The sequence below is a fragment of the Paenibacillus sp. P32E genome (assembly GCF_001909085.1).
In the GTDB taxonomy this organism is placed as follows: Bacteria; Bacillota; Bacilli; order Paenibacillales; family Paenibacillaceae; genus Paenibacillus_AQ; species Paenibacillus_AQ helianthi.
Window position 1 is genome coordinate 563,867 of record NZ_LVYY01000001.1, and the last position, 21,585, is coordinate 585,451.

General features: G+C 47.7%; 34 protein-coding genes and 1 pseudogene. 28 read left to right on the forward strand and 7 right to left on the reverse strand.

The features are described 5' to 3' along the window. Nucleotides 1-51: 51 nt before the first annotated feature. Nucleotides 52-534 (reverse strand): glutathione peroxidase, encoded by a 483-nt coding sequence (locus A3848_RS02120; protein WP_074083280.1) that lies wholly within the window; start codon nt 532-534, stop codon nt 52-54. Nucleotides 535-720: 186 nt separating this feature from the next. Here A3848_RS02120 and A3848_RS02125 point away from each other — a divergent pair, with 186 nt between their 5' ends. The 3 genes from A3848_RS02125 to A3848_RS02135 all read left to right on the forward strand — a co-directional run bounded on the left by A3848_RS02125 (nt 721) and on the right by A3848_RS02135 (nt 2,229). After that, nucleotides 721-1,140 carry an organic hydroperoxide resistance protein gene (locus tag A3848_RS02125; RefSeq protein WP_074083343.1) on the forward strand — a complete coding sequence of 140 codons (420 nt, stop codon included), beginning with the start codon at nt 721-723 and terminating at the stop codon, nt 1,138-1,140. A 280-nt stretch (nt 1,141-1,420) separates the two neighbouring features. Next, nucleotides 1,421-1,699 (forward strand): hypothetical protein, encoded by a 279-nt coding sequence (locus tag A3848_RS02130; protein ID WP_074083281.1) that lies wholly within the window; start codon nt 1,421-1,423, stop codon nt 1,697-1,699. 104 nt (nt 1,700-1,803) lie between these two features. Continuing rightward, on the forward strand, nt 1,804-2,229 hold the full coding sequence (locus A3848_RS02135) for a thiol-disulfide oxidoreductase DCC family protein (protein ID WP_074083282.1): 426 nt from the start codon (nt 1,804-1,806) through the stop codon (nt 2,227-2,229). Between the two features lie 90 nt (nt 2,230-2,319). On the opposite strand, the gene A3848_RS02140 is transcribed toward A3848_RS02135, so the two are convergent. Beyond that, a complete protein-coding gene (locus A3848_RS02140) occupies nt 2,320-3,510 on the reverse strand; it encodes a copper amine oxidase N-terminal domain-containing protein (RefSeq protein ID WP_074083283.1) in 1,191 nt (396 codons plus the stop codon). Between the two features lie 275 nt (nt 3,511-3,785). Between A3848_RS02140 and A3848_RS02145 the strand changes: the two genes are divergently transcribed. The 3 genes from A3848_RS02145 to A3848_RS02155 are packed head-to-tail and all read left to right on the forward strand — an operon-like array spanning nt 3,786 to nt 6,881. Continuing rightward, on the forward strand, nt 3,786-4,955 hold the full coding sequence (locus tag A3848_RS02145) for a CpaE/TadZ family protein (protein ID WP_074083284.1): 1,170 nt from the start codon (nt 3,786-3,788) through the stop codon (nt 4,953-4,955). Further along, complete coding sequence (locus A3848_RS02150; protein WP_074083344.1) at nt 4,948-6,180, forward strand: TadA family conjugal transfer-associated ATPase; 1,233 nt, start codon at nt 4,948-4,950, stop codon at nt 6,178-6,180. Before A3848_RS02145 ends, A3848_RS02150 begins: the two co-directional genes overlap by 8 nt. Before the next feature lie 5 nt (nt 6,181-6,185). Next, complete coding sequence (locus tag A3848_RS02155) at nt 6,186-6,881, forward strand: type II secretion system F family protein (protein ID WP_256702119.1); 696 nt, start codon at nt 6,186-6,188, stop codon at nt 6,879-6,881. Nucleotides 6,882-6,947: 66 nt separating this feature from the next. On the opposite strand, the gene A3848_RS02160 is transcribed toward A3848_RS02155, so the two are convergent. The 3 genes from A3848_RS02160 to A3848_RS02170 all read right to left on the reverse strand — a co-directional run bounded on the left by A3848_RS02160 (nt 6,948) and on the right by A3848_RS02170 (nt 9,012). Further along, the gene (locus A3848_RS02160; RefSeq protein WP_074083285.1) at nt 6,948-8,138 is read right to left on the reverse strand and encodes a tyrosine-type recombinase/integrase; all 1,191 of its coding nucleotides are present in this window, start codon (nt 8,136-8,138) and stop codon (nt 6,948-6,950) included. A gap of 71 nt (nt 8,139-8,209) precedes the next feature. Next, nucleotides 8,210-8,677 (reverse strand): ImmA/IrrE family metallo-endopeptidase, encoded by a 468-nt coding sequence (locus A3848_RS02165; protein WP_074083286.1) that lies wholly within the window; start codon nt 8,675-8,677, stop codon nt 8,210-8,212. An 11-nt stretch (nt 8,678-8,688) separates the two neighbouring features. Then, nucleotides 8,689-9,012 carry a helix-turn-helix transcriptional regulator gene (locus tag A3848_RS02170; protein ID WP_074083287.1) on the reverse strand — a complete coding sequence of 108 codons (324 nt, stop codon included), beginning with the start codon at nt 9,010-9,012 and terminating at the stop codon, nt 8,689-8,691. 151 nt (nt 9,013-9,163) lie between these two features. Between A3848_RS02170 and A3848_RS02175 the strand changes: the two genes are divergently transcribed. The 3 genes from A3848_RS02175 to A3848_RS02185 all read left to right on the forward strand — a co-directional run bounded on the left by A3848_RS02175 (nt 9,164) and on the right by A3848_RS02185 (nt 9,883). Continuing rightward, the gene (locus A3848_RS02175; RefSeq protein WP_074083288.1) at nt 9,164-9,415 is read left to right on the forward strand and encodes a helix-turn-helix transcriptional regulator; all 252 of its coding nucleotides are present in this window, start codon (nt 9,164-9,166) and stop codon (nt 9,413-9,415) included. A gap of 7 nt (nt 9,416-9,422) precedes the next feature. Further along, on the forward strand, nt 9,423-9,605 hold the full coding sequence (locus A3848_RS33375; protein WP_371916075.1) for a helix-turn-helix domain-containing protein: 183 nt from the start codon (nt 9,423-9,425) through the stop codon (nt 9,603-9,605). Between the two features lie 74 nt (nt 9,606-9,679). Continuing rightward, nucleotides 9,680-9,883 carry a hypothetical protein gene (locus A3848_RS02185; protein ID WP_074083290.1) on the forward strand — a complete coding sequence of 68 codons (204 nt, stop codon included), beginning with the start codon at nt 9,680-9,682 and terminating at the stop codon, nt 9,881-9,883. Between the two features lie 146 nt (nt 9,884-10,029). On the opposite strand, the gene A3848_RS02190 is transcribed toward A3848_RS02185, so the two are convergent. Continuing rightward, nucleotides 10,030-10,239, reverse strand: coding sequence for a hypothetical protein (locus A3848_RS02190; protein ID WP_074083291.1), 210 nt, complete (start codon nt 10,237-10,239; stop codon nt 10,030-10,032). Nucleotides 10,240-10,325: 86 nt separating this feature from the next. Here A3848_RS02190 and A3848_RS02195 point away from each other — a divergent pair, with 86 nt between their 5' ends. Genes A3848_RS02195 through A3848_RS02225 form a run of 7 tightly spaced genes read left to right on the forward strand, consistent with a single transcriptional unit; the run spans nt 10,326 to nt 13,935 of the window. Then, entirely contained in the window at nt 10,326-11,075 is a 750-nt protein-coding gene (locus tag A3848_RS02195; protein ID WP_074083292.1) for a phage antirepressor KilAC domain-containing protein, read from the forward strand. A 13-nt stretch (nt 11,076-11,088) separates the two neighbouring features. Then, a complete protein-coding gene (locus A3848_RS02200) occupies nt 11,089-11,379 on the forward strand; it encodes a hypothetical protein (protein ID WP_074083293.1) in 291 nt (96 codons plus the stop codon). After that, nucleotides 11,349-11,672 (forward strand): hypothetical protein, encoded by a 324-nt coding sequence (locus A3848_RS02205; RefSeq protein WP_074083294.1) that lies wholly within the window; start codon nt 11,349-11,351, stop codon nt 11,670-11,672. Before A3848_RS02200 ends, A3848_RS02205 begins: the two co-directional genes overlap by 31 nt. Then, a complete protein-coding gene (locus A3848_RS02210; protein ID WP_074083295.1) occupies nt 11,656-12,147 on the forward strand; it encodes a hypothetical protein in 492 nt (163 codons plus the stop codon). The genes A3848_RS02205 and A3848_RS02210 overlap by 17 nt, the downstream gene beginning before the upstream one ends. Then, nucleotides 12,137-12,529 carry a hypothetical protein gene (locus A3848_RS02215; protein WP_074083296.1) on the forward strand — a complete coding sequence of 131 codons (393 nt, stop codon included), beginning with the start codon at nt 12,137-12,139 and terminating at the stop codon, nt 12,527-12,529. Before A3848_RS02210 ends, A3848_RS02215 begins: the two co-directional genes overlap by 11 nt. 53 nt (nt 12,530-12,582) lie before the next feature. Continuing rightward, nucleotides 12,583-12,876 carry a hypothetical protein gene (locus A3848_RS32060; RefSeq protein WP_178381878.1) on the forward strand — a complete coding sequence of 98 codons (294 nt, stop codon included), beginning with the start codon at nt 12,583-12,585 and terminating at the stop codon, nt 12,874-12,876. Between the two features lie 54 nt (nt 12,877-12,930). Beyond that, entirely contained in the window at nt 12,931-13,935 is a 1,005-nt protein-coding gene (locus tag A3848_RS02225; RefSeq protein WP_074083298.1) for a Lin1244/Lin1753 domain-containing protein, read from the forward strand. Between the two features lie 18 nt (nt 13,936-13,953). On the opposite strand, the gene A3848_RS32065 is transcribed toward A3848_RS02225, so the two are convergent. After that, the gene (locus tag A3848_RS32065; protein ID WP_178381879.1) at nt 13,954-14,109 is read right to left on the reverse strand and encodes a hypothetical protein; all 156 of its coding nucleotides are present in this window, start codon (nt 14,107-14,109) and stop codon (nt 13,954-13,956) included. A 58-nt stretch (nt 14,110-14,167) separates the two neighbouring features. Here A3848_RS32065 and A3848_RS02230 point away from each other — a divergent pair, with 58 nt between their 5' ends. The 12 genes and pseudogenes from A3848_RS02230 to A3848_RS02280 all read left to right on the forward strand — a co-directional run. Continuing rightward, nucleotides 14,168-14,347: a hypothetical protein gene (locus A3848_RS02230; protein ID WP_074083299.1), complete on the forward strand. Its 180-nt coding sequence runs from the start codon at nt 14,168-14,170 to the stop codon at nt 14,345-14,347. Then, complete coding sequence (locus A3848_RS02235; protein WP_074083300.1) at nt 14,310-14,867, forward strand: Holliday junction resolvase RecU; 558 nt, start codon at nt 14,310-14,312, stop codon at nt 14,865-14,867. The genes A3848_RS02230 and A3848_RS02235 overlap by 38 nt, the downstream gene beginning before the upstream one ends. A gap of 93 nt (nt 14,868-14,960) precedes the next feature. Further along, nucleotides 14,961-15,350: a hypothetical protein gene (locus A3848_RS02240; protein ID WP_074083301.1), complete on the forward strand. Its 390-nt coding sequence runs from the start codon at nt 14,961-14,963 to the stop codon at nt 15,348-15,350. A gap of 3 nt (nt 15,351-15,353) precedes the next feature. Continuing rightward, the gene (locus tag A3848_RS02245) at nt 15,354-16,061 is read left to right on the forward strand and encodes a hypothetical protein (protein ID WP_074083302.1); all 708 of its coding nucleotides are present in this window, start codon (nt 15,354-15,356) and stop codon (nt 16,059-16,061) included. Between the two features lie 346 nt (nt 16,062-16,407). Beyond that, complete coding sequence (locus A3848_RS32070; protein ID WP_178381880.1) at nt 16,408-16,605, forward strand: hypothetical protein; 198 nt, start codon at nt 16,408-16,410, stop codon at nt 16,603-16,605. Nucleotides 16,606-16,627: 22 nt separating this feature from the next. After that, entirely contained in the window at nt 16,628-17,293 is a 666-nt protein-coding gene (locus A3848_RS02255) for an HNH endonuclease (protein ID WP_178381881.1), read from the forward strand. 28 nt (nt 17,294-17,321) lie between these two features. Beyond that, nucleotides 17,322-17,465, forward strand: a complete 144-nt coding sequence (locus A3848_RS32075) for a hypothetical protein (protein WP_178381882.1) — start codon at nt 17,322-17,324, stop codon at nt 17,463-17,465. Nucleotides 17,466-17,616: 151 nt separating this feature from the next. After that, a complete protein-coding gene (locus A3848_RS02260) occupies nt 17,617-19,602 on the forward strand; it encodes a DNA cytosine methyltransferase (protein WP_083611850.1) in 1,986 nt (661 codons plus the stop codon). Nucleotides 19,603-19,653: 51 nt separating this feature from the next. Further along, nucleotides 19,654-19,941, forward strand: a complete 288-nt coding sequence (locus A3848_RS02265; RefSeq protein ID WP_074083304.1) for a DUF7352 domain-containing protein — start codon at nt 19,654-19,656, stop codon at nt 19,939-19,941. Between the two features lie 18 nt (nt 19,942-19,959). Beyond that, complete coding sequence (locus tag A3848_RS02270; RefSeq protein WP_074083305.1) at nt 19,960-21,027, forward strand: hypothetical protein; 1,068 nt, start codon at nt 19,960-19,962, stop codon at nt 21,025-21,027. A gap of 23 nt (nt 21,028-21,050) precedes the next feature. After that, complete coding sequence (locus A3848_RS02275; RefSeq protein WP_074083306.1) at nt 21,051-21,284, forward strand: hypothetical protein; 234 nt, start codon at nt 21,051-21,053, stop codon at nt 21,282-21,284. 115 nt (nt 21,285-21,399) lie between these two features. Further along, nucleotides 21,400-21,585, forward strand: a pseudogene (locus A3848_RS02280) (IS110 family transposase); the annotation flags it as partial.

Below are 21,585 nucleotides of genomic sequence, written 5' to 3' on the forward strand. Positions count from 1 at the left end.
CTCTATCCCCCAAGGCACCGGGAGATAGAGTCTCTTTTGTTTACGCGGTGGTTATTTTCCAAGCAGCTTGGCAATATCCGCTTCAATCTGATCCGGTGTAGTCTGCGGGGAGAACCGTTTCAGCACCCGGCCCTCCTGGTCAACCAGGAACTTGGTGAAATTCCATTTGACGCTCTTTGAGCCCAGTACGCCTGGTGCTTCCTTGGAGAGGTATTTGAATAACGGATGAGCTTCGTTGCCTTTTACATCAACTTTCTCGTACATCGGGAAGGTTACGCCGTAATTGATCTCGCAGAACTCTGCAATATCTTCACTCTCACCCGGCTCCTGGCCGGCGAACTGATTGCTTGGGAAACCAAGCACTTCAAAACCGCGGTCCTTAAATTTATCGTACACTTCCTGGAGACCCTTATACTGAGGAGTGAATCCGCACTTACTGGCTGTATTGACGACGAGCAGCACTTTGCCTTTGTACTTGGACAATGATTCTTCCTGGCCTCGCAGTGTGTTTGCTTCAAAATCATAAATACTCATGGATAATTCCTCCCGAACATTGATTTATCACAATTTAATTTTACACTATTTATTAAAAGAAGCAAGCTAAAAGGCTGTAACAATATTGCGTATTCGTTTCAAAATGTGCCAGTGGTTTAAGTTAGAAGTATGCGGAAGTAAAAATTTGGCTTGAAAAGGAGCGAATAGGCGATGACTGCATTGAAAATGAAAGCATTATACACGGCTTCAGCTACGGTACGGGGCGGACGCGAAGGTTCAGTGGAATCCTCGGACGGTGCTCTCAAGCATGATTTGAAAATGCCGAAGGAGCTAGGGGGCCCGGGGGGCATGGGTACAAATCCGGAGCAGCTGTTCGCTGCAGGCTATGGTGCTTGTTATGAAAGTGCGCTGGCGAATATTGCCCGTAAAGAGGGTGTGAAGCTTCAGGATGTCGTCGTGACTTCCAATGTGCTGATCGGCAAGGATGAGAGCGACGGAGGCTTCAAACTGGCCGTAAGACTGGATGTGAGCCTGCCCGGAATTGAACGTGCGAAGGCGGAGGATTTGGCCGAGAAGGCTCATGCCTTCTGCCCTTACTCTAAGGCAACACGCGGCAATATAGAGGTTGAACTTAACGTGCTGTAACAATGGTAAGGAGTGGCTTGCAGACAGTAATTTTTATATCTAATCTAAGCCGGACAGATATGTCCGGTTTTTTGATGTTCTCCCTAAATGGATGGCATATATATAAGGTTTCTGGAAATAATGTCTAAATGGAGTCGGGAAATTCAGGTAAACGCATAAATGCTAGTCCAGAGAGTCTGCTTTGGTTGACATCACCCCTAAAATTCTTTAATATGTCTAAGTATCTGTTAATGTCGCGTGTGCTATTAACTACCAAAAATTTAAATAATGGGTGATGAAGATGTCTTACAGACCGAATATTACGAATGTGACCAAAGCCAGCAGCAACGATAAGGAAGGATTGTACGAGTTCATTATCAAGCTTGCTGACGGAACGGAGTGCCGCGCGTTCTACAATCGGTTTCCGGAATGGAAAATGACGAACATCAGCCGCCTGCTTAAGACACCATGTCCGGTATGCCGCAAAGACTTCATCTGTAAATGCATGGAGGCTTTCACAGCTGATTTCGAAGGGCAAATGCTTGGGGACGAATGGATCGACAAGGCAATCGCAGAATAACTTAAACGGACGGATCATGACGGCGCGGGAGCTTATCCCGCGCTTTTGTTTTTTTCTAAGCATAGTTCTGGATATACTGTGACTAACGGAAGGGGGAGAGGGCAATGAAGGAAGAGCAGAGGGGAATTATGATGAAGGACAAATCTGTTGTGCTGATCGACGGGGTCTGCCATCTGTGTCAAGGTATGGTCCGGTTTATTATTCCGCGCGATCCCAAAGGCAGGTTTCTATTTGCCCCGTTGCAGAGCGAGGTTTCTCATCAACTGTTGAGTGCCAGCGGTATTGTGCCTGGTCAGCTAAGCACGGTAGTTCTGGTTGAGGATGGGGTCTTCTATACGGAGTCAGCTGCGGTGCTGCGGATCATGCGCAGGCTTCGTTTTCCTTGGCCGGCTGCTTATCTGCTCATTGTTGTCCCCCGGCCGCTTCGTAGTGCGTTGTACAGACTTGTAGCCAGGAACCGTTACCGTTGGTTCGGCCGGGATGATCAGTGCCTGGTCCCAACGCCAGAGATCCGACAACGGTTTCTGTGAGGGGTTATGGTTCCAAATAAAAACGCAGCAGATGCTCCCGGCAGGGAGTCTGCTGCGTTTCATTTTATATCAGGAAATTGTCCATTTAGCCTATTTGGTCAGCGGTTCGATATTTAGATTGTAGGTTTGAACCAGCTTCCATTTGCCATCTGCTGATTTCTTGACGGTTGTCACGGTTTCTGCCCGGTAATCGGTGAATTGTGGCCCCTTCAGCTTTTTGGATGTTAATACGGCATAGATGGCGGCCTCGTTATTATTGTAGTAAATGATTTTGGAAGATTCCACAGCGGACTGCAAATCATAAGCGGCGAAAAGCTGCTTATAGGTTTGTTCGCTCTGTGCATAGGCTGGTGAGGATTCGTCTATTGTAGACAGTACGCCGCTCAGGTCTTCTTTGTTGGAAAAATCTGTATTGGCCTGCAGCACAGCCTTGATTTGATCTTCATCAGCCGCGGGAACAGGAGGTTTGGCTTCAAGTGTGCCGTCAGGCAGGGAGTATTTGATGGCTTTAATCTGCACATTGCTGATCAGCCAGTCGGAGCCGCCAGCATTCTTAGTAAGTGAATAAATATACTCCGCGGTGCTGTTAGGTGTAAAGGCTCCGCTGTTTCTAACGGTTGTTTCCACTACGTCCACCGTTGCTTCCTTTGCCTGAACATCGATAATGTCCATTTTTGCAATCGCTGTGGTGGTATCAGATTTTTCCATCTGCTCTTTGAGTGCAGGGGCTGCTGCGGCAAGTGGTGATTTCGGATCAATCAGACCCAGGAATCCGGCGAAATCATTTTTGTTGGAATAGCTGGTGTATTTATCAAAAAGCTCCGAGATTCCCTTGGTCACGGCGCTGCTCTGATTGCTTTTGATTTCTACGGTATTAGCTTTAGCATTCCAGGTGACACTGTTGCCTGTCGCTTCGCTTACGAACCGGAGAGGGACATAGGTAACGTTGTTGATCATTTTGGGTGCGGAAGTGAGCTGCTTCACAGTCCCGTTCACACTTGCTTTTTTGCTGCCAAGCTGCAGGGTGATCGTCAGGCCCTCCTTGGAGGCTGTAATCGTGCTTGTCTTGGCATTCCATACCAGGCTGAGGCCCAGCTTCTCAAAAATAGGACGCATAGGAACGAGGATGGCATCATGGTCTTTGACCGGTGCACTGGTGCTTAGGTTCAGCTTTTGCTGATCGATCGTTACGGTGATAGGTTGGTCTGATGCTGCTGCTGCCGATACGGTGATGGCACCGGATAAGGCTAGAACTGCAAGAAAACCGGGTACGAATTTCATGTGGTGTAAATCCCCTTTGTTATGGTTTTGAGTTAGGTAAATGATGAACGTATGAATTATACAGGGGGATAGGGAACTTGGGAATATCCAGCACTGGATATGGGAGTTCGTGGGATTTTGAGGTAATGGAAAAAAAGCTATTGCTGTACTCTTATATATATGCTACTATTGCTGTAAATTATAGGAATAGTAACGGAAGCACCGTTCAATGACCGTATCCCACGGTTATTGGCGGTGCTTTTTTGCTGTCTTTATGCAGAAAGGAGAGAGGGAGCATGGCGGCAAGAATCGTACTTGCAGTGCGGGAGAGTCAATACATTGAGCCATTGCTGCACTATATTCACCATAGTGAATATGGAGGAATGCTGCGGATCAGCGCTTTCAGCCGGTTGGATACTTTTATGGAATTCATGAAGGGGGAGGAGGTGCCGGATGCTGTGGTAGCAGATCCTTCTTTCATCGAGGCCTGGCTGGTGGAGGGGAAGAGTACCATTCCGTGGGCGGTTCTCAGCGATGCAGGGGACGTCCGCGGCAAACCTTCCGGAAATCTGGCGGGGGGACAAGTGATTGAAAAGTATCAATCGCTTCCTTCTTTGCTGGATGCCATTCTACAGCTGTGCGATGTGAAGAGGAGCAGAATGGCGTCCATCTCCAAGGGGGAGACGCTGCTGATTGGAGTGGTTTCAGCCAGTGGCAGCAGCGGCAAAACCACGCTTGCACTCAACTTGGCCAAGCAGCTTGGAGGGCTGGGACTATCCGTTTTTTATCTGAATCTAGAGAGTGTGGACAGCAGCGGGTTGTTCCTGCGGGTGCCGGAAGGAAACGCCCCCGGTCTGGAGCGGCTGCTCTATGAACTGAAGGCGAATGAAGGGGAAGGGAGCAAAGTAAAGACAGAGCTGGAGCTTGAAAGGTATGTGATCAGACACGAGAGTCTAAGGAGTGAAGCCTTCAGACCGGTAGAGAATCTTAAGGAAAAACTGCAGATGACACGTACGGATACGCTGGATGTTCTGGAGCAGCTGTCCGCAGCAGGACGCTATGATGTTGTCATTGTTGATACGGGAGCCCTTGAGGAGGAGCAAACCCAGGCAGTTCTGCATAGATGTGGACTTCTGCTCTGGGTATTGACAGGTGCTAAGACCAGTCACCATAAGACTGCCGGGTGGCTGGGTCACTGCAGTAATCCGCATTCTGGCATGCTTCAGGAGGTACCCGTCAAAAGCAGGTTTGTCATGAACCTCGCAGCCGATGCACATAACGCGGGGATTCTTCCTGAAGGGATGCAGATGGATGCTGTGCTTCCTTATATCCCATCATGGGCCATACAGCATCATGTGGAGCTGTGCCTGAATTCCCCGCAATTCACGGCCGGAGTGCAGCAGGTGTGCTCGGAAATCATTGAACCGGCGCTGCCGCATGTTTTTACCGGGAATGTATATGAATGAAGAAATGTTCAGGTCGCTGCGCAGTGACATTCGTTCCGGGCTGGATCTGACGTCTGCTGTAGGCAACCGTGAGCTTACCGCGTATATTGAGCGGACGGTTCTTGCACGGGACAACCTGCAGCATCTGACGGCTCAAGAGAAACATGCCTTGGTCAAGAAGCTGTTCGACTCCTTCCGGGGGTTGGATGTATTGCAGCCGCTGGTGGATAATCCGGCCATCACCGAGATTATGATTAATAGTCATGATGAAATCTTCGTAGAGGAGGAGGGGCAGATCCGGCGTCTGCCGCTGGCTTTTGAGTCCAGAAGCCGGCTTGAGGATATTATCCAGTCCGTAGTATCGGGTGTGAACCGGGTGGTTAATGATTCCTCGCCAATCGTTGATGCGCGGCTGAAGGATGGTTCCCGTGTCAATATCGTTCTGCCGCCGGTAGCACTGAAGGGGCCGGCATTGACAATCCGCAAGTTTCCCGAAACCCCGATGACGATGAATGAGCTGATCCGCCGGGAAGCAATAAGCGCGGAAGCAGCGGAAATGCTGCAGATGCTTGTGGTGGCCAAATACAATATTTTCATCAGCGGTGGCACCGGTTCGGGCAAAACCACCTTCCTGAATGCTTTGTCGCAATTCATTCCGCCGCAGGAACGTGTGATCACTGTAGAGGATTCAGCGGAGCTGCAGATCGTGACTGTACCGAATCTCGTCTCCCTGGAAACAAGAAATGCGAATACGGAAGGCCGCGGCGAGATCACCATCCGTGATCTGATTCGCTCCTCACTCCGGATGCGGCCGAACCGCATTGTGGTCGGCGAGGTCCGGGGCGCAGAATGCCTTGATATGCTGCAGGCGATGAACACTGGACATGATGGCTCACTCAGTACTGGCCATTCTAACAGTGCGCAGGATATGCTCAGCCGTCTCGAAACGATGGTACTCAGTGCAGCCGATTTGCCCGTGGCAGTAGTCCGGCAGCAGATTGGCTCCGCAATTGATATTTTTGTGCATCTGTCGCGTCTGCGTGACCGTTCACGCCGGGTGGTGGAAATCTGTGAGGTTACCGGGGTTCAGGAAGGGGAGGTGGTGCTTAATCCGCTGTATGAATTCCGTGAAACAGGTGAGAGGAACGGGCGGGTCCAAGGGGGACTGATCCCCAGCGGGAATCCGATGCTGCATACCGGCAAACTCAGAATGGCCGGAATTGATAAGAAGGAGGAAGTGCTCTGATCTCATTGAGACAAAAGCCGCAAGGACTGCGTGATACCGGAGCGGAGGCACAACTGCCAGATTATACGGTGTACGTCCTAACCTCCTTGCAAAAGATCACGGCGATGCTGACTGGCGGAACGCTGCTATGGGCAATAGGATACCTTTTTTATCACAATGGGCTGCTGTCTTGTCTGCTGGTGCCGGGCGGGGTATATGCTCCACGGCTGTTGCGTGACTACCTGCACCGGCGGCGCCGTACTGCCCTTAATCTGCAATTCAAGCAAATGCTGTTCTCGCTGTCTTCATCGCTGTCGGCCGGCCGCTCTGTTGAGAATGCATTTCGTGAAGCGGTGCAGGATCTGCTTATGCTCGACCCCGAGGGGGGAGGCGATATGATCTTCGAGCTGAATATTATCTGCACGCGAATGGAGTATGGCCAGCCGGTAGAAGAAGCACTGGAGGATTTCAGCAAGCGGGCGGGCATGGAAGATGTCGAACGGTTCGCTGATGTATTCTCCGTGTGCAAGCGGACTGGAGGTGACCTGGTAGAGATCGTGAGGCGTACTTCAACCATTATCGGAGAGAAGCTGGATATTCAACAAGATATAGCGGTCAGCATCGCCCAGAAGAAATTCGAGGCCAAGGCTTTACTGGTTTCCCCGCTCATTATGGTGATGTTCATGAGTCTGACAGCAGGGGATTATATGGAGCCTATGTAGATTCGGGGAGGCGGAACGTTGATATAACAGTATTTCTAAAGTTTGTTACCCACAATCTACCCACAATTAAAGTAATCCATCCATGAGTTGATCTAATTTTTCTACTGCAGCACGCTTTTTAGATTCTGTGACATGCAAATAAACTGCCTCGGTTATACCTCCGTCCTTTTTATGACCTAACAATTTTTTAATTGCAGGAAGTTCGACGCCAGCTTCGGCCATTAAACTTGTATAGGTATGACGCAAGGAATGAGGAGTGAGAGCTGTCGGCAATCCCGCCGCTTCAAGTATCTCTTTCATAAACACCTCAATTGTTCTGCCAGCAGCTGGCCAACCCGGCAATAACAGTTCATTAATAAATACAAATTCTGCACCGTTGTAGTACTCATCTCTCCGTGACATTTTAAATCTATTTCTCCAGATTTCTTGATTTTTCAAAATCTTTATTACAGTCTCAGACACATCGATTTTTCTAATTGAGGATTTTGACTTGGGGGTATTTAAACCAAATGAACTAATTCCGTGTCGTTGATACAAGGTTTTAGTGACTGAGATTTTTTTATTAATCTCATCAATATCTGATATTTTCAGAGCACATAGTTCACCTATTCGCATACCGGTATATGCCAACAAAAATAGTGCATTAAATCCCTGAACGGATCCCGATTCTTTAGCTGTGCGCAATAACAAAGCTAGTTGCTCTTTCTCCAAATACTGAGGTAATTCAGAATTATTCTCAATATCCTCAACCGTTTCCTGAAATGCAGGTATTTCAGCTCCTTTGGTTGGATCATTCTTAATCACTTTCATAGCAACTGCTTTACGAAACATTAGGCAACCTGCGGAATGAATGATAATTAGTGAGTTTTTTGAATAGCCCTCTTCCTTCAATTCATTTAGCATGGTTTGATATATTAGCAAGGTTACTTCGAATAATATAAGACCTCCAATTTTTCTGTTAATGATTTTGAGAGAATCACTTCTAATATCCACAGTTCGGTTTTTAACCTTTCCTGTAGAGGCATATATTACTAAGAATTTTTGACTCCATTCAGAAACTGTAATCTTACTTTCCTCAATATAAGTTCCATTTCTAATTTCTTCTTCAATTTTTATTCCGGCATAATAAGCTTCTTTTGCCGTTGGAAAACTCGGAGTTTCTTTTTGAATTCGTTCACCTGTCTGGGGGTCTGTAATATCGTAACGATACGTGTGTAAACCATTCCTCGATCGTACTTTTGGATACTTTTTCGCCATTAAAATCACCTCTTTAAGAATATATGTTCGGTTTTTGTTGTATATAAAGTTCGAGTTTTAGCAGTAACTGCTTACTCGAACATCATAATCACTCCAAGAGGATCAAAACTAATTATGTAATCATGGTTAAATCTGTGGGAAATCCCGTATCTTTCTAAATAATAAGTGATAGCCTTGTCCAAAAAATGTTCAGTAACACCTAAGTATTCAGCAAATTCAAAGCGATTCCGGATTCCGGCCTTGAATGCTGAGATGAATGAGCTGAAAGGAACAAGTCTTTGATAAGCCCATTTGTTCCCTGATATTTCTTGTTTTAGATGATTGATATTCTTCTGGTCTAAAATGATTCCAAAGGTTTTATGATGGTGACCGATCTCTTCAGCAAGTATGCACTGCTTTTCAGTAATTGTGTGAATAGAAGATGAGTTTAGAGTAATAACCCCGTCTATATATAAACCTTTTAGTTTTGGATTTCTAAAAGTGTGGCTTCTGACCTCAATACCTGCTGATTCTGCCTCGATTAGTAATTCCTCGAACAATGGCCTCACCCTTATTTGCGTTTTGATTTTATGTATTTGGCATATTTTAGTATTTCTTGCATTTCTTCTTCAGTGTAATCATCCCCATCGAAATGCGCGGCAATAGTGTATGGCAATTCTCCGTCGGAGATGACCATTCCATTGTCTTCAATGATGTTGCTTTTCTTTAAATTATACTTCTTGGCTATTTTTTCTATTGCCCCCATACGAGGTTCAGATAGTCCGCTTTCCCAGGCAGAGACTGCCTTGTTGGTCACTCCTGCGATTTCGGCCAATTCTTGTTGTGTCAACCCGTAACGTTCGCGCAGTATTTTGATATTATCACTGATACCCATGATATCACTCCACAACTCTATTTTAAGTAGAAGTATAAGCGTAATAGTGAAAAAAATCAACATCAGAGTCAAAATAAATTAGATTTTATTGTTGACAGTCTATTTTAAATAGACTAATATTCATGTATCGGCACCGAAGGGAGGGAGTCAGATGAAACTCACAGTAAAGCAAGCTAGATTATTTTCTGGCAAAACTCAACAGGAAATAGCTGATGTACTCAGTGTTCATGTTCAAACTTACATGAAATGGGAGAGGAACCCAGATGAAATGAGTGTCGGTACAGCAAAACAGTTTGCCAGAATTGTGGAGCAAGACTTTGAAAGTATTTTTTTTGATGTAGAGTCTAATTTAATTAGACATGATGACGGAGGGAAGGTGGTTTTAATTGAAGTCGCTCGCTGATTATGGTGTGTCTCTTACGATAAAACAGCTCGCCGAAAGCCAGGGGATATGTCAGAAAACGGCACGGAAGTGGTGTTTAAAAGAGGGGCTCGATAGTTACAAAGTAGGAAATACCCGACGGGTTCGTACAGAAGTATTAATCGCTTGGATCCAAAAGAGAGAGGCGGACACTAAACTCTCATCAAAATAGCTACGTTATCATCTTTACCACTCATCCCCAATATATACACATCTTATCCACAATTGTTTGGAAGGGACGATGCTATGAAAAAGAAAAGGTATCCCGAATTTGCTGCATTGATGAAAAACTGCTTTGACCGTGGATGTTCTGTGGAGCAGCTGCAGGACTTCATAGACAGAACTCGCCGGCAGCATATGGATAACCCAGCAATGATCCAAATCATAGATGACTTAGAAGTAAGGTATATAACCTCAATGAATTTACCGGAAGGAGAGAAGACAGTATGAACTGGGTAGATCGGATTTTGATAAGGTTCTTGTTGCGAGGAAGACGAAGCTATTCTTGGATAGTGAAAATGGGGAGCCGAAATGTATCCGTAGATATTGAAGAATACATTCCGGCCGGAGAAGCAATTAGTACTTTTGAGGATAGGTTACATGAGTTCTCTTAATTTTAGTAGTTGAGGATTGTTTTCCTCAAGTTTACCTGTGATAGAGGAGAACAATTCAAGCTCTTCTTTTATGTTATCTGGATGGATCGGGTTACCTGGTGTGGATTGAATAAGTTCCAACTTTTTGATTTTCTTCATGAAATGGCCGTAGATCAAAAGCACATCATGTTCAGAAAAATCTATAAGCGGCATAGCGGTTCCTCCTAAAATATGTTGGTCTGGACAACTACCATATTCGACAGAAGGGGCCAAATACCTACCAGGAAGGAAGTGACAGCATGAATCAACTACAAGAGTTCAATTTCGCAGGAAACAACGTGCGAGTAATTATCAAATCAGAGGTGCCGTGGTGGGTTGCCAAAGACATATGTACCGTTCTTGGGATTAACAAACATCGCGATGCTTTGTCCCGGCTGGATGAAGATGAAAGGGGGTCGGTATTAGTGGACACCCTTGGCGGACCGCAAGAAGTAGGAGCCATAAATGAATTTGGTCTTTATTCTCTAATCATGATGAGCCGGAAGCCGGAAGCAAAAAGCTTTAAACGTTGGATCACCCATTCAGTACTACCGGCCATCCGCAAAACAGGGATGTATGCTGCTGATGAACTTTTAGATAATCCGGACTTGCTTATCCAGGCGGCTACGAAGCTCAAGGAGGAGCGGGCAGCTCGGAAAGCATTAGAAGTAAAGATAGATGAGGACCGTCCCAAGGTGGTGTTTGCGGAGGCCCTGGAGGTATCCAAAGATTCGATACTCATTGCGGATCTGGCAAAACTCCTAAAGCAGAATGGGATAAACATCGGAGAAATTAGGTTGTTCAAGGAGCTTCGTCATCAGGGGTACCTTATCAAGTCAGGCTCTGAGTATAATATGCCGACTCAACGCTCTATGGAGCTTCAGATCATGGAAATAAAGGTTGGGCAGCGCGGAAGTGCCAGCGAAGGTGTGAAGGTTACCCGAACACCGAAAATCACCGGTAAGGGAATCAGTTACTTTATCAACAAATTTAAAGGCTTCGGCTCATAATGGAGGGATTATCTTGAGTATTGAATTGGTTCAGACGCCAATCCGGACGGATTTCCAAGCTAACAAAATCACCATCACGGCCCGGGATAGTGTCACAGGCAGGGTAATTGAACGGGTGGTGCCGGTGATCTACAAGGAAAATCGATTGGGTATTTGGCTGGAAGGTGAGGATGAATTAGGAGATCCCCAGGCAGTCGTAGTATTCACAGCAGCTGGGCGCAGCCGACTTGAGGATTTACTTGCTATAAATTATTCCGAGGAGGGAACGGACGAATGGACCCAAAACTCATTGAAAGAGATTTAAGAGAGGAAATAGCTTTTTGGCTTCAGGTACAGCAGGATGCACATTGGCGGGGCGGGGAAGTAGATTTGAAAATTGCTGAGTATGCTGCCAAACAGCAGCGCCGCCTGCAGGATGATCTGCTGAATCTATGGGATGGCGAATCACGGAAAGCATTTGAACAAGCGGCATTAACCTTTGCCAATGAAAAACAGCCCACCGGGGTAGGAGCCGGAGAGCTGATCACGATTCAAACAAATTTTATTACGAATATTGTAGCACGAAATGGAGGCATATGCAATGGATACGTCTCTTAACAACCAAGAAACAATCTATGAAATCCCAGTAAAGGACGTCGATACAGGAGAAGAGTCCACTAAAGAGTACCGCTCAGCCGATCTAATTGGAGCCGTGGTCGCTCAAATGAGACAGGGTAAAGTGTTAATTGTGATTCGGGATAAACTGCCTCTCACGCCTGAGAATTTACTTGTATTGGAACATGAAGACCTTCTGCAGAGTATTCGGGATAAGATCAACTATCTCTTTATTAATCACAACTTTGGTTTGGGGGCCTATCAAATAAGTCCCGAGCGTACTAAGCAAAGGGAATTGGAACGACTTCTTGAACGGGAGGAACCTGCCTGGACGGCTATTATTCAATCTGTATATTGTGCAGGCTGCGGCACGGTGCTCCCAGGTAGAACCAGGGTGCTGCGAGTCAATGATGGAATATGCTGCAATTACAGCTGCTATGGCATGATGCTGGCAGCCAAACAACCCCATGGATCTTGATAAATATATTCAGGATGTTAAGGCCCTTCAAGCCCGGGCTGAGGAGTTTGACGAAGATGCACCTGGAGCTGTCCAGGAGAAGATTAAGGTATTAACTAAGGCTCACACGCTTGCTGGGCGCGTATCCGCTCAAATGGATGCAGACTATGCAAAGATATATGCCTTTCGTAAAATCACATATGCCCAGGCAAAGGATAAGGCTAAAACCGGCGATAAAGCGAACGCAGCGGAACTTGCTATTATAAATCTTCGAATGGCTGAAGCACAAGCGAAGGGACTCAAGTCGTTCTGGAATAACGAATTCAAATCAATTGCTGAGACGATCTATGAGCTTCGGCTACGGGTTAGGGTGGATATGCACACATTGGGAGGTGGGGATTAGTGGTTAGGTTATCGCAGGAGAAACGAGCAGAGAGACAACGACTCCGGCAAGCTTTGACAGAAACATATCGTAGGCAGGCAAATGTCGTTCGAATGCTGGGTATTCCATCGAATGCGATTTTTGATGAAATAAAACAGCTGCGGAAGGAATTGAAGGTTGTCGATTCGCTCTCTATCGGCAATGAGCCCGATACACAGCCAGTGAAGGTGCCCGCCAAGCGGAAGAAAGCTCCTTGGCGGTGCTCCAATCCAGAGTGCAGGAGAATACTTCCGGAAGCCGATAAGATCATGCATAAAAAGAGACATTATTGTTCCGTATCTTGTCTCCCTAAAGATAAACCTAAATGATAATTTACTACATGACCGGCTTCGGCCGAAAGCGCAGGAAAGGGGATTGACGTCATGGCGCGGCCATTAAAGGAGGGCCTGGACTACTTCCCTTTGGATATCGACTTTGATCAGGATGACAAGCTGGTTGTGCCGATAGCCAAATACGGAATGCAAGGACTCGGGGTAATTGTGAAAATCATGATGAATATTTACCGTAACGGTTACTTTTACCCTTGGGAGGAGCGAGAACATTATGCCCTCTCAAGCAAAGTTAATGTTGACATTAATACGGTTGTTGAAGTGGTTAATGAATGCATTAACTGGGGTTTTTTCAATAGAAATGTCTACGAAAACCACAAAGTGCTGACTTCGCGTGGATTTCAAAAAAGGTATATCGAAGCTGCGAAAAGGCGGAAGGATCTTACTATTTTCGAAGGATTTTTGCTTATAGATCCAGCAGAAGAATGTAAGAAAGTATTCCATTCATTGAGCATTATAGGGCCTGATAATTCAATAGTTAATGTTTACATTAATCCAGAAAGAGCGGGGAAAATCTCGACAGAAAGTACACAAAGTAAAGTAAAGGAAAGTAAAGGAAAGGAAACTAAAGTAAAGGAAATTGATATAGAACCAGAAGAAGTAGTTGTACCGCCTAATCCGTTCCGGATGTTTGAAGCTGAAGGTTTTGGCACAATCAGCTCTGTGATATCAGATCAGATCAAAGATTTCATTGCCGATTATGGTGAACGCTGGGTATGTGAAGCTTTGCGTACGTCGGTTATCGCCGGCAAACGGAATCTCAGTTATGTAAGGGCCATTTTAAAACGCTGGAAGTCAGATGGAATTGACGATCCTTGGACCCAAGAAAAGCCGCCGCCTCCTACAGGTTACAAAGGACCATACGGAGGAAAGAGCGGTAAGCAACAAATAGAAATATATAAACCGCCACTGAACGAGCCTACACCGGAAGAATTGGCTGAGCACGAAAAGGCGATGGCAGCCTTGAAAGCCAAAAAGGAAGCTGCGGAGAGGGAACTTAAGGAGAAACGGGACAGAGGGGAGGACATTAACCGATGAGAAATCGATGTTCTATTCCTAGTTGTTGTAAGCCATCTTCAACCACTTGGGCCACCGTTCCAGTGTGCCGAGACTGCTGGGATGAAATTTGGTACGAACAAACCAGTTATTATGCCGGAAAGTTGCTGCAAAGTGAAAGAGAGACTTTTGTCCGTATCCGGCACCTAACTCCATTTTGGAAATACAACAAACGGGATCTGCTGCTGCAAGCATGATCAGAGGGAGGCAGTTAGTGACACAATACGAGGTCGGAAAGAAGTACAAGAAGATTGTCACCGTAGCAAAAATCCATAATGATGCGCCGAGTGTCCTGGTAATCGACGATAAGCGCTATGTTCTCGAGGCGCAGCGGAATGCTGGAAAGGATGGTAAACATGGGCACAAGAACAAGAAAGAAACAAGCTCCCGTTAATTACGGGAATCGGGGAATGGTGTTTGAGGCCCATCTTGATATCAGTAATCAGATGTACGAGGCTCAAGGGAAGGCGGTAATTAATAAGCGTCCTACGCCAGTCAAAGTCATTGAGAAACGCGGCCAGTACATTACGATGGCTGTTTACGAGAAGCCTTCCACCGTAGACTATGACGGAATATACCGGGGGCGCCGGATAGATTTTGAAGCAAAGGACGTAAATGACCTTGTGAGGTTTGACCTAAGCCGACTTGAGAATCATCAGTACGAACACCTGGAGAAGTCACACAAGCATGGTTCCATGGCGTTTCTTCTGGTCCGGTTCGGCCGGAATAGAAAGGTATACCTGCTGCCGTTCGTGGCTTTGAGGGTCTTCAGGCAGGAATCCATGCGGCCTGGCGGGCGTAAGAGTATTTCGATAGACGATTTTGAAATTGAAGGTTACGAGATTCGAAACGGCCGTGTTCCAATCGATTTCCTGGCAGCAGTAGATAAAATTTGGTTCACAGAACCAGCGTAGGGGCCGGATATGACCCGGGACCGCGCACCGCCGCAGCTATTAATCGAACTGGTGTGCCTATAAAACCAAATTATACAAAATGGAGGATTAGATATGAACAACGAGATCAACCTCAACAACCTCGCTGAAGGAGCAGTAGCTGAACGTTTAGGAATTGAAATGCAGAAGCTGGCTGCGAATGTAATGGACCGGAATACAGATTGGAAGAAGGCGCGTAAGTTAACCCTGACTATCGCGATTAAGCCGAATGAGAAACGTGAAATCGGTTCGGTTGACATCGATGTTAAGACGACTTTAGCTCCAGCCCAAGGCGTCTCGACAACAATTATTTTCGGTATGGATAACGCCGGTAATGCTCATGCAGCTGAGTTAGTATCCGGCCAAAAAGATCAGATGATGATGGATAATGACGGGGAATTAGCTGACGATCGCGGCAACAAAGTTTCGTACCTGGAACGCAAACAATCTCAAGGGGGCAACTAATTCATGATTAAAGAAGCACTGCAATACATCGCCGGACTGGCAAATCAAAAGACACTGGAAATTAACGGCCAGCAGTATTCAAACCAATCTCTACAGCTAATCAAGCAACCAACTCCGGCAGCTATCACAGTGCGCAGCCTTTCGGGATTCGTAGATTACATTAAGTCTGAATATGATGCTCCCGGCGCTCTTATGGTTCACGTAGAAAGCCCTACAAAAGTTTCGGCTTTTACTACATTCAATGATGACTACAACCGGAAGACATTCATTGAAGCGGAAGCGTTGCTTCCAAAAATCAGTTTCTCCAATTGGACTGATGTGGAAGAATTTAATATTCAACTACAATCATTGTTCCACCCAAATGATACCCGTGCCGCACTGCTGAAGTTGGTTGGGAATGTCAGAGAAGACGCAGAGCAATCATATGCTGATGACGGCGTAACACAGAGAGTTACCGCCAAGACGGGTATTGCAACAGTCGGAGAGGTTTCCGTGCCTAATCCGGTTGTGCTCCTTCCATATCGTACCTTTATCGAAGTGAAGCAGCCAGAATCATTGTTTGTGTTCAGACTTCAAAAGGGCCCGCGGGCTGCGCTCTTTGATGCTGACGGCGGCGCATGGAAGGTTGAAGCAATGGACACTATTCACACCTACCTTAAAGAATCACTCAAGGATGAGATTGAAGCTGGCAAAATCGTCATCATCGCCTAACATTATACCGGGGCGGCTACGGCTGCCCCACCCTTAAAGGGGAGTCCTATATGCCCAATGAAAAAGGAAATCTCACGAAAAATGAAATGATGGATACCGGAGCAGCATGTTTTATACCGGACGCGCCGGGGGCTTTAACTGGGAGGTGGTACGGCGAACCTCCATTGGATGGACTCATCCTACCTCGTAGGCGTTGCGCCGCGCTGGGGGCACCAGTGCAAAACCGTGAATATCCAGTCGCATGTATCTACCGCATTGAAATAAAAGATGATTACAGGTACGTACCCTTTTATCATAGACAGCTGGATCAATTGGATCTTAAGAAGACTACTTTTTATGAAGACCGATGGTTAAAACGGCAAAGGCCGGTGATGACAACATGAAGGATTTTAGCTGGAGAGTAGCCACGGCGCCGGAATTATATGCAGTGCTGCATGATCAAGGAGCAAACATCATTTATCGCAGGCAGGCTGCCGAAGAAATAAGCCGGCGCACCGGTCGAAGATATTCAATCGTCAATTTTAAGATCAAGCCAAAATATTAACCTACATCAGGAGGGGATAACTTTGCCCCATCAGACATTTTGGAAACCAGTGAAGCAGGACAGAGTGAAAAAGCCCAGCAGCCTGGGACGGAGTAAACGTGAGAAGAAGCCTGTTCCGGAACATAAGAAAAAGCTCTTTGAAGATCACAATCCAGGTAAAAGTTACACCCAGAGAAAAGAATTTCCGCCTGCTGTAGTTAAAGAGGCTACAGCACGTTCTAAAGGGATTTGTCAATATTGCAAGAAGGCACCGTGTCAAACAACCCACCATGTTTACGGGCGTGGTCGGGCTGGAAAAGGAGTATTAAGCAACGCTTACAGAGTCTGTGGGAATTGCCACATCATTATAGAAGGTGATGATGAAATTAAGAATGAGATTATCGAAGAATACCGAATTCTGTTCGGAGATTACTTTTGGTATGACGAACAGGACTGGGAGGAGCACAATCAGAAGCTGGCCGGCATCGAACGTGCGGAACGGGAACGTGCGGAGCATCGGCAGAAGCTTGCGCCGGTTGTGGATCTGTTATCAACGGCAGCTGGCCGGGCTCTGAAGACCAGGGAGATACGATTTATTGAAATGATGCCGTCAAATGATCTGCAGACCTTTACTGGACTTTTAACGGATGCACTCAACGGCTACGCAGCCCAGGGGGCATTCTGCGGGCATGACCAATTTGATGATTAAAGACATATAACAACGGAGATGAGCGCATATGAAAACAGTCATACGCCTACGGGACGACAACGGCCGGATCATCGGTACGGCGCGGGCAGAACGGCAGCAGGAGGCCATCGAAGTACTTTGGGATTTTAGCCTGGCGCTGTTGCTGCTCGGGTTGGTGCTCTTATGGATGTAACAGCGGCAAACCTACTGGTTTGGAAAAGTCCAGACTGTAAGCATTTCTGCAAGCTTAAGGGCTGGAGGCCCATCAGTGTTCTTGATCTTGATTGGAAAATGGCGAAGGCAGAGAGTGACCGCATTAAAAAGCTGCTTGAGGAGTTGGACACATGACCGAGGCGGTTAAATTCAAGGTCATAATCCCTAAGAAAAAGCGGCTGGACCGCAATGACCGTGCGAAACTGGTCGCTTACTGGCAGGGTGTTTATGACCGAGGCGAGCGTGAACTGGTCATAGACAATTTCGCGGGAGGCGGCGGAGCCAGTACTGGAATAGAGTTTGCTACAGGCGAGAGCGTAGATTATGCGATTAACCATGATCCGGCAGCAATCGCTATGCACCGGGCCAACCACCAAAAGACAGTTCACTTTTGCGAATCGGTATGGGATGTAAACCCCCGGAATATCGCAGCAGGCAGGCCCGTGGGGCTCCTATGGCTTTCACCGGACTGTAAGCATTTTTCCAAGGCAAAAGGTGGCAAGCCGGTAGATAAATTTATCCGGGGCCTTGCCTGGATCGCAGTTCGCTGGGCGGCTACTGTCCGGCCGCGTGTGATAATGCTCGAAAACGTGGAAGAGTTCAAGACCTGGGGGCCGTTGATTCAAGACGAAAACGGGGATTTGATTCCTGATCCAAAGCGTAAGGGAATGACGTTTAAATCATTCGTCAACGCGCTGCGCCGGCAGGGGTACCAAGTTGAATGGCAGGAATTGCGGGCCTGCGATTATGGAGCACCCACCATCCGTAAGCGGCTGTTTCTGGTGGCGCGTTGCGATGGCCGCCCTATAGTCTGGCCGGAGCCGACTCACGGCGCACCGGACAGCTCGGAGGTAGTGGCTGGCAAACGCAAACCATGGCGGACGTCAGCGGAGATTATTGACTGGTCCATTCCTTGCCCGAGCATCTTCGAGCGGAAGAAACCATTGGCGGAAAATACTCAGCGCCGGATCGCCCGAGGCATTCAGCGCTTCGTGATCGACAACAAGAAGCCTTTCGTTATCCGGTATAAGTATTCAAATGAGCCGGAAAGCATGGATAAGCCGTTGAGTACAATCACGACTGTGAATAGCCACTATGTCTGCACACCGTACATCGCCCGGATTGGGCAGACGGGATTCGGCGGAGATCGGTTGCAGTATGAGCTGACTGATCCATTGACTACAGTAACAACCAAGGCAGAACATTTGCTGGTAACTCCGATTCTCGGTGTCAATACCTCTGGTCACCCTGGCAGTTCGCCAGAAGAGCCTCTGCGAACAATTACTACAGGCAATCACCATATGTTGGTTACGCCCTTTCTGACGCAGTATCACACGGAGGGAGCAAACGGCAATGTAAGAGGTCAGGAACTTGAGCGTCCGGTTCTAACAGTAGATTCTTCCAATCGCTATGGGCTGGTCGCTGCGTTCTTGGCGAAGCACTACGGTGGCGGGTACACCGGGGCCGGTAACAACCCAGACGAACCACTCAGCACAGTTACCACCGTTGATCATAATGCACTGGTGACCGCCCATGTTGTCAGGCATTTCGGGGAGTCAGTAGGCAGTTCGATAGATTCCCCCATCGGCACGGTGACGGCCGGAGGCGGCGGGAAAACTGGCCTGGTAACTTCGCACCTGGTCAAGCTGCGCGGAACCAATATAGGGCAGCCGATGAATGCTCCTCTGCAAACGATAACGGCGGGCGGGCTGCACTTCGGTGAGGTCCGGGCGTTCCTGCTCAAGTACTACGGCAGCGCCGACAACGGCCAAGCGCTGGACGGTCCACTGCATACCGTAACCACCAAAGATCGGTTCGGCTTGGTCACTGTAGAGGGCGTGGATTACCAGATAGTCGATATCGGCATGCGCATGTTGGAGCCTCATGAGTTGTTTGCGGCGCAGGGATTCCCGGCCAATTACATCATTGATGTAGACGCAGACGGCCAAAAGTATTCCAAGAGCGCTCAGGTCGCCCGCTGCGGCAACGCCGTACCGCCGCCGTTCGCGGCTGCACTGGTCCGGGCAAACCTCCCGCATATGTGTGTCGGAGCTGGCCGGGCGTTATCCCTGGAGAGATACAAGCCTGCTGCGGGGCAAATGGAATTCAGCCTATAGGATACACCTATAAATCAAAGGGGCTTTTATAGCCCCAGGGAGGGGACGGACATGCAGCATTCAGTAATTCATAAATATTTTGTTGATCCTTCACCGGATGTCCAGACGCTTCAGGTGTCAGCAGGGAGTTCTATCATTTCGGCGGTAAATGAAGGTGGCTACATTGCAGTATACGTGCTGAAACAAAACCCTAATCAACCAATGGTAGAAGATTTGAAATTCCTTGTGGTCGGTACCGGATGGGATATTACATGCAGTGCGAATGCGAAGTTCATATCAACTGTCAAGGTCGGAGAATTTGTATGGCATCTGTTCGCTGTCAGTGAATTGCCATTCTAGCAACGGGGAGGGGCAGTCATGCAACCAGAACAGCTTATGCTCTTCGAGATCGCTCCTGACTTCCGCGACCACAAGAAATACCGTGATGGGATATTCAAAACCAAAGCGCAGCTCAAAGAGGAGCTGCGGCAGCTGGGCCGAGATCGCATATACCATGTTCTCTCCTTCGGGGGAGGTACGCAGTCAGCTCACTTGCTGGAGCAGCACCTTCAAGGACTTATTCATTATGACTACATCATATTTTCTGACACCGGAGCGGAGCCACAGTTCATCCATGAACAGGTTACTTGGTGGCAGCACCGGCAGCGGGCCTGCGGGAATACCACGCCGTTCTTGATTACCCATCACAGCAGCATGGAGCGTGGGCTGGAGGAAATGCTGATGCGCTACATCCATACGGACTATCAGCGGTTCCAGATGCCGGTGTACTGCAGCACGCTGGACCCGGTGACCGGAGAGATTAAGGCGGCGGGAATGATGCCCCGGCAGTGTACGGTAGACTTCAAGATTATTCCCGTCAAGCAGGCGGCGCGCCGGGCGGTGATGGAGCTGAACGGACTGGAGTATCGGCAGCAGATGCCGGAGAACATCGGATTCATCATTGATATCGGCTTCAGCTATGACGAGATACGCCGGATTAACACTTCTCAGTCACCGCAATTCAAATACATGCGCCTGGCTTATCCATTGGCTGAGGAAAATCTGAGCACAGCGGACAGCATCCGGTTTCTGGAGGATAACGGATTTCCGACGCGGCGTTCCCGCTGCTACCTCTGCCCCTTTAACTGTGACGGAGCCCGGGACATTGGGATGGACTGGGACGAAATCATTGAGGCGGAACCTCTGTCATTTCTCAAAGCCTGCTGGTTTGATACGGAGCTGCGGCGGGTGCAGCGGTCCGGCAGTAAGATCATGCGGAGCATCCCATATCTGCATTACAGCCGGCGGCCGCTGGTTGAAGTGTTCGCTGCTGAGTATGCAAGGATAAGCGCAGCGTATCGGGTGGAGCTGGCTGAGTGGGTCAGCAGCTGGGAGGCGGCGATCCAAGAAAAATGGAATCAAGATGAACTATTAATCAGGGCATAGCCCCTATAAGGAGAGATAAACCCATGACCCTAATTCACACTCATAAATCAAAGGCCAGAAAAAAGGGCTGGAGGTTGCTGCAGTACATCACCGGGGTTCACCGGATTCATCATATCTACTGGTCCTACGGCTGGAAGCTTCCATTCATCCGGTTGGGCTACTTTCCCCGGGACGCATTCGGGCAAAAGCACGGATTTAAGAAGCTGCAAGGGCGTGGTAGCCATCATCACGATTGCACAAAGACTGGGGTTTATTAACCAAAGGAGCCATTCCTGTAATGAATTAATTTGAGGTTTGAATGAAAAAAGCGCCAGCTGTATACTGGGAAACGTTCCGTCCAGAGAACAAATTCCAGCGCAGGAGGCACTCAACATGAAGTATAAACAATCGAAGAAACAGAATCAACGGATTATGAGAATTTCCGACAAGACCCTTGTCGTAGGCGCAGACATCGCTAAGGAAACCCATGTGGCCCGAGCCATTGACTTTCGGGGAATTGAACTGGGGAAAGATTGTGTATTCTCCAATACACGAACAGGTCTGGAGCAACTGGTACAG